This is a genomic window from Amycolatopsis sp. NBC_01307 (assembly GCF_035975215.1).
GTDB lineage: Bacteria > Actinomycetota > Actinomycetes > Mycobacteriales > Pseudonocardiaceae > Amycolatopsis.
In genome coordinates this window covers 7,937,021-7,954,130 of sequence record NZ_CP108403.1, presented here as the reverse complement: position 1 = coordinate 7,954,130, position 17,110 = coordinate 7,937,021, and the positions used below count along the sequence as shown (strand labels likewise).

The window sequence follows — 17,110 nt, the reverse complement described above, 5'->3', positions numbered from 1 at the left end:
TAGAGGCATCTGCTCGCCCGTCGAGCAGGACGCCCTGGGGTTGGAGAACCTTATTCAGCCGTTGGCCGACGCGAAGTCACCGTAGGCAGGCCACCTGCGGTCCGTAGCGTCGTCCTGACCAGAATAAGATTCTCAGACCGCCGCGGTTTCCAGAACTTCGTCGAGGAGGACTTCAGCCTTGTCCTCGTCGGTGCCCTCCGCGAGCGCGAGCTCGCTGACCAGAATTTGCCGCGCCTTCGCCAGCATGCGCTTCTCGCCGGCTGAAAGTCCGCGGTCCTTCTCTCGTCGCCAGAGGTCGCGCACCACTTCGGCCACCTTGTTCACATCGCCGGAGGCGAGCTTCTCGAGGTTGGCCTTGTACCGACGAGACCAGTTCGTGGGCTCTTCGGTGTGCGGAGCACGCAGTACGTCGAAAACCTTGTCCAGTCCTTCTTGCCCGACGACATCACGCACACCGACGATCTCGGCGTTGTCAGCGGGCACGCGAACCGTAAGATCCCCTTGCGCGACTTTGAGGACGAGGTACTTCTTCTCCTCGCCCTTGATCACGCGGGTCTCGATGGCTTCGATGAGTGCGGCACCGTGGTGCGGGTAGACGACGGTCTCTCCGACCTTGAAAACCATGTGTCCTCTGCCCCTTTCGCTGACCCCATCCTATCACGGTCCGCCAGTGCCCACCTAGCGGGCCGGACTCGTCCTCGCAGGTCAGCGGCCTGAGCGGGGGTTGACAAACGTCGGACCCCCGTGCTCACGCAGGTTAAGGCGAAGGGTCCGTGCGACCATTGGGAATTCCTTTGTGGACGGTTGATCTTGAGGACAACGCGGACCGGTTCCGCGCTGGAGATCGCTCCGGGCTAGTCTTCGCGGGAACGAGGCCGTGAAAAGGGAAGGGACTGCGACGTGAGGCTGCAGAATCGTCGCGTGCTCGGTACGGGCGTGCTGGCGCTCGGTGCCGCGCTCGCGCTCGCCGGGTGCGGGGCCGGCCAGATCACCCAGACCGACACGCAGCAGCCCGCCGTCAACGGCACGCACGCCCAGGTCAAGACCATCGTGATGCGCGACGTCGCGGTCCAGTACCCGACGTCCGGTCCGGGCTACGCGGCCGGCGCGACCCCGGCGCTGACCCTGACGATCGTCAACCAGGGCGCCCAGGACGACTCGCTCGTTTCGGTGACGACCGAGGATGGCACGCAGGCGACCGTCGGCGGCTCGAAGGACATCGTCGCCGGGCACTCCCTGGTGATCGGCCCGGACGACGCGGTCGAGTCCACCAACCAGGTCGAGCCCACCTCCTCGGGCGCGCCGAGCTCTTCTTCGGAAGCGCCGACGGCGACCGGGACCAGCACCACGGGCACCGCTACCTCCTCCTCCTCCTCTTCCTCTTCCGCGGAGGCTCCCGCCACCAGTGCGACGCCGACCGCGGCCCCCGCGACCGTCGGCAAGGGCACTGTGACGCTCGCCGCGCTGAAGCAGCCGCTCTGGCCCGGTCAGACCGTGAAGGTCACGTTCGTCTTCAAGAACGCCGGACCGGTCACCGTCGAGCTGCCCGTGGCGGCGCCGGCGCACGACAAGGGGTAGGTCCCCGTTTTTGTCGGTGGGCGCCGATAGCCTCGCGGGGTGAAGAAAGGCGTCAACTACCGCTGCGCGGGCTGCGGCTACGAAGCGGCCAAGTGGCTGGGCCGGTGTCCGGAGTGCCAGGAATGGGGCTCGTTCGCGGAACGCGGGGCCGCCGGGAAACCGGCGATCCAGCGCGTCGCGGCCGGTGCGCCGAGTGCGCCCGCGCGGCCGATCGGCGAAGTCGACGTCGAAACCGCCCGCGCCCGCCGCACCGGGGTGTCCGAGCTGGACCGCGTCCTCGGTGGCGGCCTGGTGCCGGGCGCGGTGGTGCTGCTCGCGGGTGAGCCTGGTGTCGGCAAGTCGACCCTGCTGCTCGAAGTCGCCTACCAATGGGCGAAAACGGTCGACCGCTCCCTGTACGTCACGGGCGAGGAGTCCGCGGGCCAGGTCCGGCTGCGTGCGGAGCGGACCGGCAACGTCCACGACCGGATGTACCTCGCAGCCGAAAGCGACCTCTCGGCCATCCTCGGGCACGTCGACGACGTGAAGCCGGGCGTGCTGATCGTCGACTCGGTGCAGACGATGGCGTCCCCGCTGGTGGACGGTTCACCCGGTGGGGTGACCCAGGTCAAGGCGGTGACGTCCGGGCTGGTCGCGCTGGCCAAGGAGCGCGGGCTGCCGGTGGTGCTGGTGGGGCACGTCACGAAGGACGGCACGGTGGCCGGTCCGCGCGTGCTGGAGCACTTGGTGGACGTCGTGCTGCAGTTCGAGGGCGACAAGCACTCGACGCTGCGCATGGTCCGCGGCATCAAGAACCGGTTCGGCGCGGCCGACGAGATCGGCTGCTTCGAGCTGGTGGAAGAAGGCATCGTCGGGGTGCCGGATCCGTCGGGGCTGTTCATCAGCCAGACGGCGGAGCCGGTCCCGGGCACGGCGATCACGGTCGCGATGGAGGGCAAGCGCCCGCTGCTGGGCGAGGTCCAGGCGCTGGTGTCGTCGACATCGGCACCCCAGCCGAGGCGCGCGGTCAGCGGCCTCGACTCGGCGCGGGTGGCGATGGTCTTGGCGGTGCTGGAGAAGCGCGGCGGTTTGAAGCTCGCCGACAAGGACGTCTACGTCGCCACGGTCGGCGGCATGAAGATCACCGAACCGGGCATCGACCTGGCGCTGGTGCTGGCCCTGACGTCGTCGTTCGGCGACGTGGCACTGTCGCCCCGGCTGGTGTCGGTGGGCGAGGTCGGTCTGGCGGGCGAGATCCGCCGCGTCCCGAGCGTCGGCCGCCGCTTGGCGGAGGCGGCGCGGTTGGGGTTCACGCACGCGCTGGTACCGCCGGACTCGGGCAAGCCCCCGGCCGGTATCCGGGTGCTGGAGGTGGCGAACGTAGCGGACGCCCTGAACGCGGCAAGCCACGCCCGCTGACGCCTTTGGCTCGGCGGTGGCCGGCTGGTGGACGAAGTCGGCTTGGTGATGGCCGGCACGCTGATGCCGTCAGCCTGACGGGTGGCCGGGCTGCTGCCGTGGTCCGGCGGATGGCTGGCTTGGTGATGCCGTCGGCCCGAGAGTGAGCCGGCGGATGGCCCGGTTCGCTGATGCCGCCGACTCGACGGGTTGCCGGGCCGCTGGTGCCGTGGCGCCGGAGGATGGCAGGCATCGCTGATGCCGCCGGCCCGAGGGTGAGCCGCTGGCTGGGGTGAGCCGGGTCGTTCCCCTCTTGGCGTGGTGGCCGGGCGCCCCCAGGGCGCCCGGCCACCACGGGTCAGTGGTCGGTCTTGGTTATCGAGTACGTGTAGCTCTCCGCCATCGAGTTCTGCTCCTCCGCCGGCTGGTGGGGCGAGCGTGGCGGGAGAATCGTGGTCATGATCGGGACTCTGGGCTCGTTGGACGTCGACGAGTCCGGTGGGACCACCTCCGAACTCTGGATGCCCGTCCCGCCGATCGACTCCTTCAGCGGCAGCGTGTAGCCGATGAGCTGGGCCGTTGCCTGGTCGGCGATCAGGGTGCCGCCGTCCTTCGCCGTGAAGCCGATGCCTGTCCGGCCGTCCGGGGAGGGCATGCCCGGGGTCGTCACGATGCCTTCGACGCCGGCCAGTGCGCGCCAGAGCGCCACCCGGACGTCGCCGCGGGCCAGGCCCAGCTCCAGCGTTTTGCGCACCATCTGGACGACCGCTCCGGGGCTGCTCTCCTCGCCCCGGCGCACCGGGGTCCCCACGCCGGCCTGGGCGTTGGTCAGCTGCGCTCGCAGCGCCTGGACGTCCGCGGGCAGGCTCGTGACGAACAGCGCCGTCGGCGCGTCCCAGGAACCCTGGAAGTCGGGTCCGCCGTACATCCCGGGGAAGATCCCGCCGGCGCCGGTCGTGTCGGTGTTGTGCACCGGTACCGGTTCGAGGCGCGGTACGGGGACCTGCAGGCCGGTCGGGGTGTTCGTGAGCGTGGAGCGCAGGTGCCAGTCCCCGGCCGGGTCGGCGGGGATCCAGAGCCTGGCCTGCATCCCCACGTAGGTCTTCGGGTTCGCGCCCTTGTCGGCCGCCATCCACGACGACGACGTCGTGAGCCGGAACTCGCCGGGGCCGATCGGGAGGTCCACGCCACGCAGGTCGTCGAGTCCGGGCAACGTGGCGGCCGGTGCGATCGGGGTGGGGGCGGGATCGCGGTTGGTCAGCTGCGTGGCGACGACCAGGCCGCCGGTGAGCGTGGCGACGGCGGCCGCCACCGCGATCCACCGCCACGCGCCGCGGGACTCCGCCGGCGCGGGGGGTGCTTCGGGCTCAGCACCGGCCGCCGCCAGCAGCGAGGTGCGGGCAAACGTCAGATCACCGTCGCCGACGTCGTCGTGGAGGTCGGCCAGCGCCGCGTCCAGCTCGGCGTCGGACCAGATCTGCCGGATGTTGTCGTCGGTCATGGCACTACGCCTCCTTCACGGCGGTAGCGGCGGGAGCGGGGATGGCGGGAGTGGGGGCGGCGGTTCTCAGCCAGCGGCGGATCCGGTGCAGCCGGGAGCGCACCGTGCCCTGCGGGATGCCCAGGGCTTCGGCCACTTCGGCCGCGTCGAGCCCGGCCCACGAGACGAGCAGCAACGTGTCGCGGTCGGCCGGGTTGAGCTTCGCCAGCGCGCCGGCCAGCTGGGCCGCGCGGGCCTGGGCGTCGACCCGCTCGGCGACGCGGCCGTCGTGCCCGGCGTGGCTGAGCTCGCCGGTGTGCGCCAGCCGCGCGGTCGCCTGCAGGCCGCGCAGCTCGGACCGCACGTGGTGGCGCAGCAGGTTGGTCGCGATGCCGTAGAGCCACGAGCGCGCCGTGCCCAGCTCCGGCCGGTAGCTCTCCCGGCGCCGGAGCGCGACGAGGAACGTCTCGGCGACGAGGTCGTTGGCCGTTTCGGCGCCGGCCCGGCGGGCGAGGTAGCGCCGCAGCGGCCCGGCGTGGGCGTCGAAGAGCTTGGCGAACACCGGTGCCGGATCGGCCCCGCCCAGGTCGGGACGGTCCTGCCCCCAGACGTCGGCACCTTCTTGGATCACCTGCATGCCCCCTGTTGCCCGCAGGCGCCGCCGGCGTTCACGGCGAACCTACCTTCGTCGTGATCCGTTCAGGGACGGTACGAGACAACGGGCGTCTCTTGTCGCGATCATCCCTTTGTTCGGCGCTGGCCAACCGGCGTCAAAACTGGGGAAGGATCGTCATGCGCAGATTCCGTCTGGGGCTCGTCACGCTCATGGCCGTTTCCGGGCTCCTCACCGCGCCCGCGGTGGCCGGGGCCCAGAAGTACGTCGTGCCGGCGCCCGGGTTCGTCAACGCCATGGCCGCGCCCGCGCACGTCGACGGCGTCGAACGGGCCGAGGCCGTGCTGAACGTCCAGTACCAGGTCCAGAACACCGGCTACTGGTGCGGACCGGCCGCGACCCGGATCGCCATCTCGGCCCGGACGTCGAACGTGCCGAGCCAGGCCACGCTCGCCTCGCAGCTCGGCACGACCACCAACGGCACCGACTGGATCGGGCAGGTCACCGGCGTCCTCAACCAGGACCTCGGCACCAGCTGGTACGAGACGAAGGAGATGCCGAACGACCCGCCGACGCAGGCCCAGCGCGACCTGCTGTGGCGCGACATCGTCCTGGACGTCAACAACGGCTACGCGATCGTCGCGAACATCGTCGCCCCGGCGAACAACCACCCGCCGGGCTACCCGAACTACACGATCTACCACTACTTCACGGTGATCGGCTACGACAGCTCCGACATGACGGTCAAGATCGCCGACCCCGCCAGCTTCGGCGGCAACCAGATCTACTGGCTAACCTTCAACCAGCTCGCGACGCTCATCCCGCCGAAGGGCTACGCGGCCTGAGCCGTCCACTGTGGACTGAACCCGCTCACCAGATCGGGTGGTCGCTGAACCGCCGCAACGTCTGCATCGAGGGGCGTACGTAGAACATGCCCGCCAGGAAACCCATGGTGGCGAAGGCGAGGGTCGCGACCGTCGTGAGCAGGTCCGGGGCTCGCGCCGCGTGGGTTTCGTGCCAGACGTGGAACACGATCGGGACCGCGCACGCGCCGATGATGAGGATCAGCGTCAGCACGTAGGTGACCACGAACGCGTTGCGCGCCGACTGGGCGCTCGCGATCACGAGGTAGTCGCCGCGCAGGCACCGGCGGCACGTCAGCACCAGAACCGCCATCGCCAGCACCGCCAGCGGGGGCAGCACGGCCGCCGCTTTGCCCAGCAACGAGTCCGGGAACGCGTGGCCGTGGACGATGCCCTGCAGGAACGTGGTGAGGCCGAACAGCAGGACCGTGCCGACGATCATCGAGCAGCCGATGACGACCGATCCCCAGCGCACGCGCTCGGCGAACCGGGGCGGCAGCGGCACGTACTCGACCTGCCCGAACGTTCCTTGCACCGCATCACCTCCGAACGCCGTCAAGGCCACCTTACGGGCGCGAGACGCCTGCAAGGTGGCCTTGACGGCACTTCGGACCGAAAGGGCTAACTGGTCGCCAGCAAGTTGGCGCACCGGATGAGCCCGATGTGCGAATACGCCTGCGGGTGGTTGCCCAGGGACCGTTCGGCGATCGGGTCGTACTGCTCCGGCAGCAGGCCCGTCGGGCCGGCCGCCGCCACGATCTGGTCGAACAGCTCCTGGGCCTCGTTGCGCCGCCCGGTGAGCAGGTACGCCTCGATCAGCCACGCCGCGCAGATGTGGAAGCCGCCCTCCCCGCCGGGGAGGCCGTCGTCGCGGCGGTAACGGTACACAGTGGACCCACTGCGCAGCTCCGCCTCGATCGCGGTCACCGTCTGCTGGAAGCGCTCGTCGGCCGGGTCGATCAGGCCGGTGAGCCCGACGAACAGCGACGCCGCGTCCAGGTCCGTGCCGTCGTAGGCCGTGGTGAACGCCTGGACCTCGTCGTTCCAGCCGTGCTCCAGCACGTCGGCGGCGATCGCGTCGCGCAGCGGCGGCCACGCGCCCGGCACGTCCCGGCCGTACTGCGCACCGAGCTTGACCGCGCGGTCGATGGTCACCCAGCACATGACGCGCGAGTAGACCCGGTGGCGCGGCACGTGCCGCTCCTCCCAGATCCCGTGGTCCGGCTCGTTCCAGCGCCGCGTGACGGCTTCCGCCATCGCGCGCACCATCTGCCAGTCCTCGTCACGCAGATCGCCGCGCGCCGCGGCGAGCGTGCCGACCAGCTCGACGACCGGGCCGAAGACGTCCAGCTGCACCTGGTGGTTGGCCAGGTTGCCGACGCGCACCGGCCGCGAACCCGCGTACCCGGGCAGCGACTCGATGACGGCTTCGGCGCCGATGACGCTGCCCGCGAGCGTGTACAGCGGGTGGAGCCGCTCCGGGCCGGCCAGCGTCGCGAGCACGCCGTGGAGCCACTTGAGGTAGCCCTCGGCCTCCTCGATCGAGCCCAGGTGCACGAGCTCCCGCACGGTCATCGCGGCGTCGCGGATCCAGCAGTAGCGGTAGTCCCAGTTGCGGACGCCGCCGATCTCCTCCGGCAGCGACGACGTCGCCGCGGCCAGCACGCCACCGGTGTCGGTGTTGACCAGGCCGCGCAGGGTCAGCGCCGAGCGCAGCACCAGGTCGGTCTGCACCTTCGGCAGCTGCAGCTTCGACGTCCACTCGCTCCAGTACCGGCCCGCGCGGTCGCGTCGCTCCACTTCGGACAGTTCGTGCGGGCCGAGGTCCGGCGTGCCGCAGCGCAGCTCCAGCACGACCGGCTGGGTCGGCGTCGGCTGCACCAGCGCGGTGGCCGTGTCGTGCAGGCCGTCCGAGGTGATCGTCCACTCGACGCCCGGCGCGTAGAGCACGAACGGCTCCGACGTGCCGAGCACCTTGACGCCACCCTCGGTGATCTCCAGGCTCACCGGCACGCCGCCGAACTCGGGGCGCGGCGCGAACGTCACGGCCGCGGCCGCCTCACCGGAGATGACGCGGACCAGGTCCGTCCGGTGCGGCGCGCTCTCCGGCTCGAGGTAGTCGGTGACGAGCAGGCGCGACCAGCGCGTCTCGACCGTCATCGTGTTCGGCAGGTAGCGCTGGCCGAGCGGGAGGCCGTTGCGGTGCGGCTTGATGGAGAAGTGGCCCGCGCCCTCGCCGCCGAGCAGGTCGGCGAACACCGCGGGCGCGTCCGGGCCCGGGTGGCACAGCCAGGTCAGCTTGGCGTCCGGCGTCAGGAGGGCGACCGAGCGCTCGTTGGCCAGCATCGACAGCCGCTCGATCGGCGGCGCCGACTCGCCGTAGAGCCAGTTGCGCCGCTCCTCCAGCAGGAAGCCGAGGACCAGCGCGACGTCGACGGTGTCCGGCACGTGGTAGCCCGCCAGCGTCTCGCCGTCGCCGACCTTGATGCCCAGGTCGGGGCCGGAGAGCCGGGCGAAGGCCTTCTCGTCGGTGACGTCGTCGCCGAGGAAGATCGCCGCGGTCGCGCCCACCTGGTGGCGCAGGATGTCGAGCGCGTGGCCCTTGTCCGTCTGGACGACCGCGAGCTCCACCACCTCCTTGCCGTCGGTGGTCGAGACGCCGTCCCACTTCGACGGTCCGTTGTGGACGTCCGCGAGCACGCGGCGGCCGGCCTCGTGCTCGGCGCGGCGCACGTGCACCGCGATGCTGGCCGGCTTGACCTCCAGCGACACGCCCGGGACGTCGAGCACGAGTTGTTCGAGCTCGGTCTCGAGCCGTCGGTGCAGCTCACGCGCCTTTTCGTCCAGCGCGTGGATGAAACCGATGTCGAACTCCGACCCGTGGCTGCCGACGAGGTTCACCTCGGACGGCAGCCGCGACAGCGTGGCCAGGTCGCGCAGGGCCCGGCCCGAGATGACCGCGGTGGTCGTCTCGTGCAGACCGGCGAGCGATCTGAGGGCGCCAACGGACTCCGGCAGCGGCCGGGCCTCGTCCGGGTTGAGCGTGATGGGAGCCAGCGTGCCGTCGTAGTCGCAGGCGACCAGCAGTCGCGGAGTACGGGCGATCTGGACGATCGCGCGCCGCAGCTCGGCGGGCAGGGCCTCGGCAGTCAACACTCCTCCTCAGGAGCTCGTGCGTGGTCGGGACCAATCAGTCGACCGCTTCGGCACCCAACGCCTGCAAGAACGAGCGCGCCCAACGGTCGACGTCATGTGTGAGGACCTGGCGACGCATGGCGCGCATCCGGCGACGGCCCTCAGCCGGGTCGAGCGTAATGGCAGCCACCAGAGCATCCTTCACCCCGTCCAGGTCGTGGGGGTTCACGAGGAATGCGCTAGAGAGTTCCGAGGCCGCGCCGGCGAACTCGCTGAGCACCAAGGCGCCGCCCAGATCGTGCCTCGTGGCGACGTACTCCTTGCAGACGAGGTTCATGCCGTCACGCAGCGGCGTCACGACCATGACGTCCGCGGCGGAGAAGAAGGCGGCCAGCTCGGTGCGGTCGACCGATTGGTGCAGGTAGTGCACGACCGGGTGACCGACGCGGGAGAACTCGCCGTTGATCCGGCCGACCATCTGCTCGATCTCGCCGCGCATCCGCTGGTAGTGCTCGACGCGCTCGCGGCTAGGCGTGGCCAGCTGCACGAACGTGACGTCGTCCGGCTGGAGCCTGCCCTCGTGCAGCAGCTCGTGCAGCGCCTGCAGCCGCAGGTCGATGCCCTTGGTGTAGTCGAGGCGGTCGACGCCGAGCAGCACGGTCTTCGGGTTGCCGAGGTCGCGCCGCAGCTGCGCGGCCCGCTCCTGGACGCCCTTCGTGCGGGACAGCTGGTCGAGGCCGGCGGCGTCGATGGAGATGGGGAACGCGCCGACCCGCACGGTCCGGTCGCCGACCTGCATGGTGCCCGGCCGCGACCGGACGCCGACCGCGCCGCGCGTCGACTCGAGGCCGATCAGCTGGCGGCACAGCCACAGGAAGTTCTGCGCCCCGCCGGGGCGGTGGAAGCCGACGAGGTCCGCGCCGGTGAGGCCGCGGATGATCGCGGCGCGCCACGGCATCTGCATGAACAGCTCGACCGGCGGGAACGGGATGTGCAGGAAGAAGCCGATGCGCAGGTCCGGTCTCAGCTCGCGCAGCATCGCCGGCACCAGCTGCAGCTGGTAGTCCTGGATCCAGACCGTCGCGCCCGGCGCGGCGACCTCGGCGCTGGCCTGCGCGAACCGCTGGTTCACCTTCACGTAGCTGTTCCACCAGGCCCGGTCGAACACCGGGCGCTCGACGACGTCGTGGTAGAGCGGCCAGAGCGTCGCGTTGGAGAAGCCCTCGTAGTAGTCGCGGACCTCGTCGGCGCTCAGCGAGACGGGGTGCAGCACGAGGCCGTCGTCGTCGAACTCCTCGACGTCGACGTCGGGCACGCCCGGCCAGCCGACCCACGCGCCCTTGCGCGACCGGAGGAACGGCTCGAGCGCCGACACCAGCCCGCCCGGGCTGGCCGTCCAGCGGCGTTCTCCGTCGGTCGTGCGTTCGAGGTCCACCGGTAGCCGGTTCGCCACCACGACGAAATCCGCCTGGTTCGAGTTCTCCTTCGTCGCTTCAGTCACGTGCTCGCTCCTCGCGTCCCGGGTCGCGGCCCCAGAGTGAAACCCTATCGCGTGAGCGATGAACAGCCGGTGACCGTCGGGTTACTCCAAGCGCCGATCGGCCGGTTCGAGCGGACCGGCCATGCGTGGTCCGGCGAACCGGCGTTCGAGCCTGCCCAAGCCGGTGCGGACCGGCTGAGCGAGCCATTCGCCGAGTACCACGCCCGCTGCCAGCGCAAGCCCGATTGCGACCGCCGTCATGAGCGTCGAGATATTGCCGTTCGGCTCGACCCCGATTTGGTATAGACCACGATAGGTGGACAGGCCCGGGAGCAGGGGAGTGATCCCGGACACGGCGACGACGAGGGGCGTGACGCCCAGTCGTCGCGCGAGCACGCCGCCGCAGAACCCGACCAGCGTCGCGGCGATCGCGGACGAGCTGACGCCGTCGAGCCGGATCACCGTGAGCCCGCCGTAGACGGTCGCGCCGATCGCGCCGGCGGCCATCGCGACCAGCATCGCGCGCATCTTGGAGTAGGACGCGAGCGCGAAGCAGGCCGAGGCGCCGGCCCCGCCGAGGATGACCAGCGGCAGGTGCTGCGGTGTGGAGGTGGGGACGTCGGGCAGCGGGGTGGGCGGCAGCCCGAGCATCACGGCGATCCGCAGGGCCAGCACGACCCCGGAGATCAGGCCGGCCGACATCAGCACCACTTCCATGGTGCGGCCGGCGGCGGTGACGTTGTAGCCGGTGATGGCGTCCTGCACCGCCGAGACCGTCGACAGCCCGGACAGCAGCACGGTCAGCGCGGCCGCGACGACGAGCGTCGGTTTGTCGGTGGTCAGGACGTGGGTCCGCATGATCGTCATCGCGGACAGCGTCGCGACCAGGCCGCCGATCACCTGCTGGAAGAAGAACGGGAGGGAGTAGCGGTTGACGAACCGCCCGATCCGGTCGATCACGCCGCTGATGACGAACGCGACGGCGGCGATGTCGGGCCCGCCGCCGAGCAGGATGGTGATGAACGCGGCGACCCCGCCCCAGGCGAGCGTCGCGACCCAGCGCGGGTACGGGTGCGGCGCCTGCGAGATCCGCTCCAGCTCGGTCTGCGCCTGCTCGGCGCCGAGGTGCCCGCGGACGATCCGGCGGATGAGCTTCTCGGTCTCGGTCAGCCGCGTGTAGTCGAGGCTGCGGCTGCGCACGACGCGCAGCGCGGTCACCGGCGCGAGGTCGGTGCCGCGGTGGCAGGTCACGGTGATCGACGTGAAGATGACGTCGACCTCGCAGTGCGGCAGCCCGAGCGCGGCGGTGACGGCGATGATCGTCGCGCTGACGTCCGAGGCGCCGGCCCCGCTGGCCATCTGCACCTCGCCGAGGCGCAGGGAGAGGTCGAGCACGAAGTTGACGGTGGCGTCATCGGGCAGCTGCGGCCCCATCGCCTCCTCGGCGTCGACCGCGGGGAACTCCCCGGTGGGCGCTTCGAGAACGTGCCAGGGACGGCGTCGCAACAGGTTCGGCCGGTGGGTGCGCGGCCTCTGCGCGGGCGGTTCCAGCAGGGGCCATCTGGTCGCCTTGCCCCCGTTGGTGCGCTCGTTGATCTTCATGATCCATCCACCTCCTCGCTCGTTCCCGAGGACCATCGACGCCCGTCCCCCGACCGTTGCACGGATCATGGAGTGGCGTCCACCACGTTCTGATCATCTTGTCCTGACCAGGGGATCTGCGCTCGTCGGACGGCTTTCGCCGGGGGCCGGCCGACGCCGTCGTCCCGATCTTCGAGACGGGCAGGCGGGGGTGGCTCCCCGGGGCGCGCGGCAGGGGCCCGGTAGACTGCGAGCGGCGCTGCGGCGCCAGGCCGCTATAGCTCAGCTGGTAGAGCATCTGTCTTGTAAACAGAAGGTCAGGGGTTCGAGCCCCCTTGGCGGCTCCTCTTGTTCCGCTCAGGTCCGGGCGACGGCGATCGCGAACGGGCTGATGACCTTCACGAGCGCGTTCAGCTCGGCCGAGATGTCCTTGCCGCCTCCGGGGATGGCGAGCTGCGTCAGCCGGTCGTGGCTCGCCAGCAGGGCGAAACAGTGTTCGGGTGGGGCTTTCGGGGTTCTGTCGGTGCAGAACACTTCGTGGGCCTCGGTCGCGTCGGCGGCGCTGGTTCCCACGGTGCTCGTCCGGTGGTACCGGGCGCCTTCGTAGGTGAAGCTGCCGCAGGAGTCCAGGGCGGCCCGGATCGCGTCGAGCACCTCCCGGGCGGAGACTCGGCCGTAGGCGATGATGACCTGCCGGATCTCCTGGCCGTCGGCTTGCCAGGTGAGCGCCGCGCCGTAGCGCACCAGCGCGTCCCACGGCTGGGGGAGGTCGCAGACCCGCAGCAGCGCCGCCGGCGGCTCGGACACCAGCGGGCCGGCGCGGGTCAGGCCGACCCCGAACGCGCTGCCGTCGGCTTCGGTCGGGAGGTAGTGCGTCAGGTCCCGGATCGACGGCCAGACGGTCGGCGCGGGCCGCGGCGTCCACGACGACGGCGAGGCCGCCACGTCGATCGGATCGCATCCGGTGGTCGCCACGGCCAGTGCGGCCAGCAGGACCGGCAAGCCGAGCCGCCGTCTCATCCGGAGGATTCTGCCGGGGCCGCGCGGTCGCGCCAAGGACCGTCCGGCCCAGTGACCGCGCGGCCCGGCCGCCGGTTCAGCGCTGGATCATCGTCGTCTCGGCGGCGAGGACGTCGCCGGTGTGGCTGCTCTTCAAGTACCCGACCGCGGCGAAGTTCCAGCGGCCGGCCCGGCCGTCGTACTTCGGGGTCCAGCAGCGGGTCTGACCCGGCATCACCTTTTGATTGCCGCCTGGGCTGTCGCAGTCGACGTCGCTGAAGTAGGCGACCTGGTCGTACCGGACGATGGCCGCCTGCCCGTACTGGCTCGCCGTCGCCGGCCTGTTGAAGAGCACGAAGCCCCAGTACTGGTAGCCGCTGTCGCGGCAGAGGTCGATCCGCCCGATGACGGTCGTGCCGATCGTCAGGTTCACCTTCTCCACGACGATCCCGTAGGAGCTGCCGTGCTGGCAGTCCGGTGCCGCCGCGACCTCCGCTGACGCCGCGGGGGTCAAACCCGTCACGGCGATCGCCGCCGCGCCTGCCGCCGCCAGGATCTTCTTGATCATCGTGCTCCGTCCGCCGGGTTGGCCATCACGCTCACCACGTCCGGTGCGGCCGGGTGGTTTAGCCGGCACCGCCGGTTGACGTAGGGTCCGGGCAGTTTCTCGACCCGGGAGGATCCCCATGGCTACGACGTACACGCTGGAGACGGCCGAAGCCGGTCTTGTCTATGACGTGCATGGGCCCGCTTCCGCCGACAGTTCCGCGCCGCCGTTGGTGATGGTTGGGCAGCCGATGGCCGCTGATGGGTTCACCACCCTTGCTTCCTTCTTTCCCGAGCGGACCGTTGTCACCTATGACCCTCGGGGGATCGGGCGCAGTGTGCGGAAGGACGGCCGGGTCGAGCATGAGCCCGAGGTTCAAGCTCGGGATGTGCACGCCGTCATCGGGGCGGTCGGGGGTGGGCCTGTCGATCTCTTCGGCAGCAGTGGCGGCGCCGTGACCGCGCTTGCGCTCGTGGCTGCCTTTCCGGGTGATGTGCGGACGCTTGTGGCGCACGAGCCGCCGTTGCTCTCCGTTGTTCCTGATGCCGCAGCTGCCGAGCGGGCTCGGAACGCCGTGACCGATGCCTATCTCGCCAAGGGGTTCGGGGCCGGGATGGCCGCCTTCATCGGGATGACGTCGTGGGCCGGCGAGTACAACGATGACTACTTCGCGCAGCCCGCCGCCGATCCGGCGCAGTTCGGGATGCCTGCCGATGACGACGGGAGGCGGGACGATCCGTTGTTGTCCGACCGGTCCTGGGCCGTCAGCGGGTACCGGCCCGACGTCGACGCGCTCGCCGCGGCGTCCACGCGGGTGGTGATCGCCGTCGGTGAGGAATCGCTGAGTGTCTTCACCGGGCGGACGGCGGTGGCTACCGCGGAGTTGCTGGGGCAGCGGGCCACCGTGTTCCCGAGTCACCACGGTGGGTTCCTCGCCGGCGATTTCGGCTATGCCGGTCAGCCGGCGGCCTTCGCCGCGCGGTTGCGTGAGGTTCTCGGCTGAGTGGGCGCCGAGCGGAATCCGAGAAAAGCGGTTCGGCTGATCGGAAGATGCTTTTGGTGCGCTCGGGTGCTCGCGTGGTGATCATGAATTGCCGCGGGCTTGATCATCCGGCCGGCAGTGCTCCGAACGGCGCAAAGCCGCGCCTCGAACTTGTCGGAATGTGAGCACTCGCGCCAGGTGAACCAGGCATATCCGGCTTATTGCCGGCGCGTGAATCCGCCCTTGAAGACGGCCGTTCGAGGGTTTCGACGGTGTGTCTGTTCGCGTACGCTGCGCAGCGTACGCGGGTTGACCTCGGGCAACGACGGCGGGTAACCTGCTTTCGGCACAAGTCGATCTACGAATGTGTCGCCTGGGGTGGTGGTCTATGCGGAATTCGAGTGTCCGGACGCAGTTCCGGATGCGGAAAAACTACCTGCGATAAACAACGATGTGCGGTGCGGCGGCTTGGGGGAGGTGCCGGTTCCGTACTCGCTTTCGTGGGTGATCGCAACACATTTCCGGACGTCGGGGAAACCGGGCTGACGGAATCGTCATCTGGGGGATGTTCGGCGTGTTGCTGCAATTCAAACTATTGGGTCCGTTGTGCGTGCTGTCCGACGACCGGGACATCACGCCGAGTGCGCCCAAGCTCCGGGAAATCCTCGCGCTGCTGATCGTGCGGGCCAACCAGTTCGTGTCGACGACCGATCTCGTCGACGAAGTGTGGGGTGCCGACCCGCCCCGCAGCGCCCACGTGACCGTGCAGACCTACATCCACCGGCTGCGGAAGTCGTTGTTCCCCAAGGAATCCGGGCACGAACCCGCCGGGCTGCACACGGGGTGGCACGGGTACCGGCTCGAGATCGCCGCCGAGGCCGTCGACAAGATCCAGTTCGAGCACCTGGCGCACCAGGGCAGCGCGGCGCTGGAGAGCGGCGAACCCGGGGAGGCCACCGAACTGCTGCGGCACGCGCTGCGGCTGTGGCGCGGCCCCGCGATGAGCGACGTCGAGACCGGCGAGCTGCTCAGCGCGTACGCCGTCCGGCTCGAGGAGAGCCGGCTGCGCGCGCTGGAGGGCCGGATCGAGGCGGACCTGCAACTGGGCCGGCACCGCGGCCTGGTCAGCGAGCTCAAGGAGCTGACCATGACCCAGCCCCTCCACGAGGGGTTCCACAGCCAGCTGATGCTCGCCCTGCAACGCTGCCAGCGCCGTGACGAGGCCCTCGACGTCTACCGGCGCTTCCGCGGCCGGCTCGTCGAAGAGCTCGCCCTCGAACCGTCGCCCGACCTGCAGCGGCTGCACCGCTCGCTGCTGACCGAGACCGCCGACGCCCGCCCGGCGCCCGAGGTCGCGGCGGAGCGGGTGCAGCTCGTCGCGCCCGCGCAGCTGCCCAACGACATCGCCGACTTCACCGGACGCGCCGAGCTGATCAGCTCGGCCGTGCAGTGGCTTTCGCCGGCCGAACGCTCGGACGACGGGCTGCGGATCGTGTCGGTGATGGGCATGCCCGGCGTCGGCAAGTCGACGTTCGCGGTCCGCGTCGCGCACCGGCTGCGGTCCGCGTTCGGCGACGGGCAGTTCTACGCGAACCTCGGCGGCCCGGCCGGCGCCGGCCCGAAGGAGGTGCTCGGCCAGTTCCTGCGGTCGATCGGGTTCCCCGGCGAGCGGCTGCCCGACAGCGTCGACGAGCGCGCGACGATGTTCCGGACCTGGAGCGTCGATCGCAACGTGCTGGTCGTGCTGGACGACGTCACCTCGGACGCCGACGTCCAGCCGCTGCTGCCCGCCGGGCCGCGGTGCGCCGCCGTGGCCACCGCGTGCTCCGGCCTGCAGGGCCTGGCCGGCACGCACACCATCGACCTCGAACCGCTGACCGGCGAGGAGAGCCTCGAGATGCTCGCCGTGATCGTCGGGCGGGACCGGGTCGCGGCCGAGCGCGACGAGGCGCGCAGCCTGGTCGCGCTGTGCGGGTACCTGCCGCTGGCGGTGCGGTGCATCGGCGCGCGGCTGCGGTCGGTGCCCGGGTGGCCGGTGCGGAACATGCGGCAGCACCTGGAGACCAGCAACCGGCCGCTGGACCTGTTGCAGTTCAACCAGCTCGACGTCCGGGCGCGGCTGGCCGGCAGCTACCGGTCGGTGCCGTCGCACGCGCAGACGGCGTTCCGGCTGCTGCCGACGCTCGGCGCGAGCTCGTTCACCGCGGCCGAGGTCGCGGTGCGGCTCGACTGCCCGCCGAAACGGGCCGAGGCGCTGCTGGCCCGGCTCGTCGGGCACGGGCTGCTGCGGATCCAGAAGGACGTGGTCGACGAGGGTCCGGTGCGGTTCGAGTTCCACCCGATCGCGCGGTGCTACGCCGAGGAGCTGCTCGGCGGGGAGGCCGACGCGACGCCGTACCTCTGGCCGATCTACATGCGCACGGTGCTCGGGTTCCGCAACCACGCCTGAGCGAAGGGCATCTGGTCCACCCCGGA

At 70.6% G+C, this 17,110-nt stretch carries 14 protein-coding genes and 1 tRNA gene; 6 read left to right on the top strand and 9 right to left on the bottom strand.

Annotated elements, in window-relative coordinates; all coding sequences use genetic code 11:
* Nucleotides 1–132 precede the first annotated feature (132 nt).
* Nucleotides 133–624, bottom strand: a complete 492-nt coding sequence (locus tag OG439_RS34855; RefSeq protein ID WP_005165253.1) for a CarD family transcriptional regulator — start codon at nt 622–624, stop codon at nt 133–135.
* Between the two features lie 276 nt (nt 625–900).
* Here OG439_RS34855 and OG439_RS34850 point away from each other — a divergent pair, with 276 nt between their 5' ends.
* Both OG439_RS34850 and radA read left to right on the top strand, forming a co-directional pair.
* The gene (locus tag OG439_RS34850; protein ID WP_326944885.1) at nt 901–1,578 is read left to right on the top strand and encodes a hypothetical protein; all 678 of its coding nucleotides are present in this window, start codon (nt 901–903) and stop codon (nt 1,576–1,578) included.
* Between the two features lie 39 nt (nt 1,579–1,617).
* The gene (gene radA / locus OG439_RS34845) at nt 1,618–2,976 is read left to right on the top strand and encodes a DNA repair protein RadA (protein ID WP_326944884.1); all 1,359 of its coding nucleotides are present in this window, start codon (nt 1,618–1,620) and stop codon (nt 2,974–2,976) included.
* A 337-nt stretch (nt 2,977–3,313) separates the two neighbouring features.
* On the opposite strand, the gene OG439_RS34840 is transcribed toward radA, so the two are convergent.
* Nucleotides 3,314–4,456, bottom strand: a complete 1,143-nt coding sequence (locus tag OG439_RS34840) for a CU044_5270 family protein (RefSeq protein ID WP_326944883.1) — start codon at nt 4,454–4,456, stop codon at nt 3,314–3,316.
* A 4-nt stretch (nt 4,457–4,460) separates the two neighbouring features.
* On the bottom strand, nt 4,461–5,072 hold the full coding sequence (locus OG439_RS34835; protein ID WP_326944882.1) for an RNA polymerase sigma factor: 612 nt from the start codon (nt 5,070–5,072) through the stop codon (nt 4,461–4,463).
* Nucleotides 5,073–5,227: 155 nt separating this feature from the next.
* Here OG439_RS34835 and OG439_RS34830 point away from each other — a divergent pair, with 155 nt between their 5' ends.
* Nucleotides 5,228–5,893: a C39 family peptidase gene (locus OG439_RS34830; protein WP_247058744.1), complete on the top strand. Its 666-nt coding sequence runs from the start codon at nt 5,228–5,230 to the stop codon at nt 5,891–5,893.
* Between the two features lie 25 nt (nt 5,894–5,918).
* Here OG439_RS34830 and OG439_RS34825 read toward each other — a convergent pair whose 3' ends face one another.
* From OG439_RS34825 to OG439_RS34810, 4 genes are all read right to left on the bottom strand, one after another.
* Nucleotides 5,919–6,446, bottom strand: coding sequence for a hypothetical protein (locus tag OG439_RS34825; protein WP_326944881.1), 528 nt, complete (start codon nt 6,444–6,446; stop codon nt 5,919–5,921).
* An 86-nt stretch (nt 6,447–6,532) separates the two neighbouring features.
* A complete protein-coding gene (gene otsB / locus OG439_RS34820) occupies nt 6,533–9,064 on the bottom strand; it encodes a trehalose-phosphatase (protein WP_442792238.1) in 2,532 nt (843 codons plus the stop codon).
* A 37-nt stretch (nt 9,065–9,101) separates the two neighbouring features.
* Nucleotides 9,102–10,547: an alpha,alpha-trehalose-phosphate synthase (UDP-forming) gene (locus OG439_RS34815; protein ID WP_326944879.1), complete on the bottom strand. Its 1,446-nt coding sequence runs from the start codon at nt 10,545–10,547 to the stop codon at nt 9,102–9,104.
* A gap of 81 nt (nt 10,548–10,628) precedes the next feature.
* Entirely contained in the window at nt 10,629–12,128 is a 1,500-nt protein-coding gene (locus tag OG439_RS34810; RefSeq protein ID WP_326944878.1) for a threonine/serine ThrE exporter family protein, read from the bottom strand.
* A 250-nt stretch (nt 12,129–12,378) separates the two neighbouring features.
* On the opposite strand from OG439_RS34810, the gene OG439_RS34805 reads away from it, so the two are divergent.
* Nucleotides 12,379–12,451 (top strand) — tRNA-Thr (locus OG439_RS34805).
* A gap of 13 nt (nt 12,452–12,464) precedes the next feature.
* Here the strand turns inward: OG439_RS34805 and OG439_RS34800 are convergent.
* On the bottom strand, nt 12,465–13,127 hold the full coding sequence (locus OG439_RS34800; protein WP_326944877.1) for a hypothetical protein: 663 nt from the start codon (nt 13,125–13,127) through the stop codon (nt 12,465–12,467).
* Between the two features lie 76 nt (nt 13,128–13,203).
* Nucleotides 13,204–13,674, bottom strand: coding sequence for a hypothetical protein (locus OG439_RS34795; RefSeq protein ID WP_326944876.1), 471 nt, complete (start codon nt 13,672–13,674; stop codon nt 13,204–13,206).
* A gap of 118 nt (nt 13,675–13,792) precedes the next feature.
* On the opposite strand from OG439_RS34795, the gene OG439_RS34790 reads away from it, so the two are divergent.
* Nucleotides 13,793–14,656 carry an alpha/beta fold hydrolase gene (locus OG439_RS34790; RefSeq protein WP_326944875.1) on the top strand — a complete coding sequence of 288 codons (864 nt, stop codon included), beginning with the start codon at nt 13,793–13,795 and terminating at the stop codon, nt 14,654–14,656.
* 553 nt (nt 14,657–15,209) lie between these two features.
* Nucleotides 15,210–17,084 carry an AfsR/SARP family transcriptional regulator gene (locus OG439_RS34785; protein ID WP_326944874.1) on the top strand — a complete coding sequence of 625 codons (1,875 nt, stop codon included), beginning with the start codon at nt 15,210–15,212 and terminating at the stop codon, nt 17,082–17,084.
* Nucleotides 17,085–17,110 lie beyond the last annotated feature (26 nt).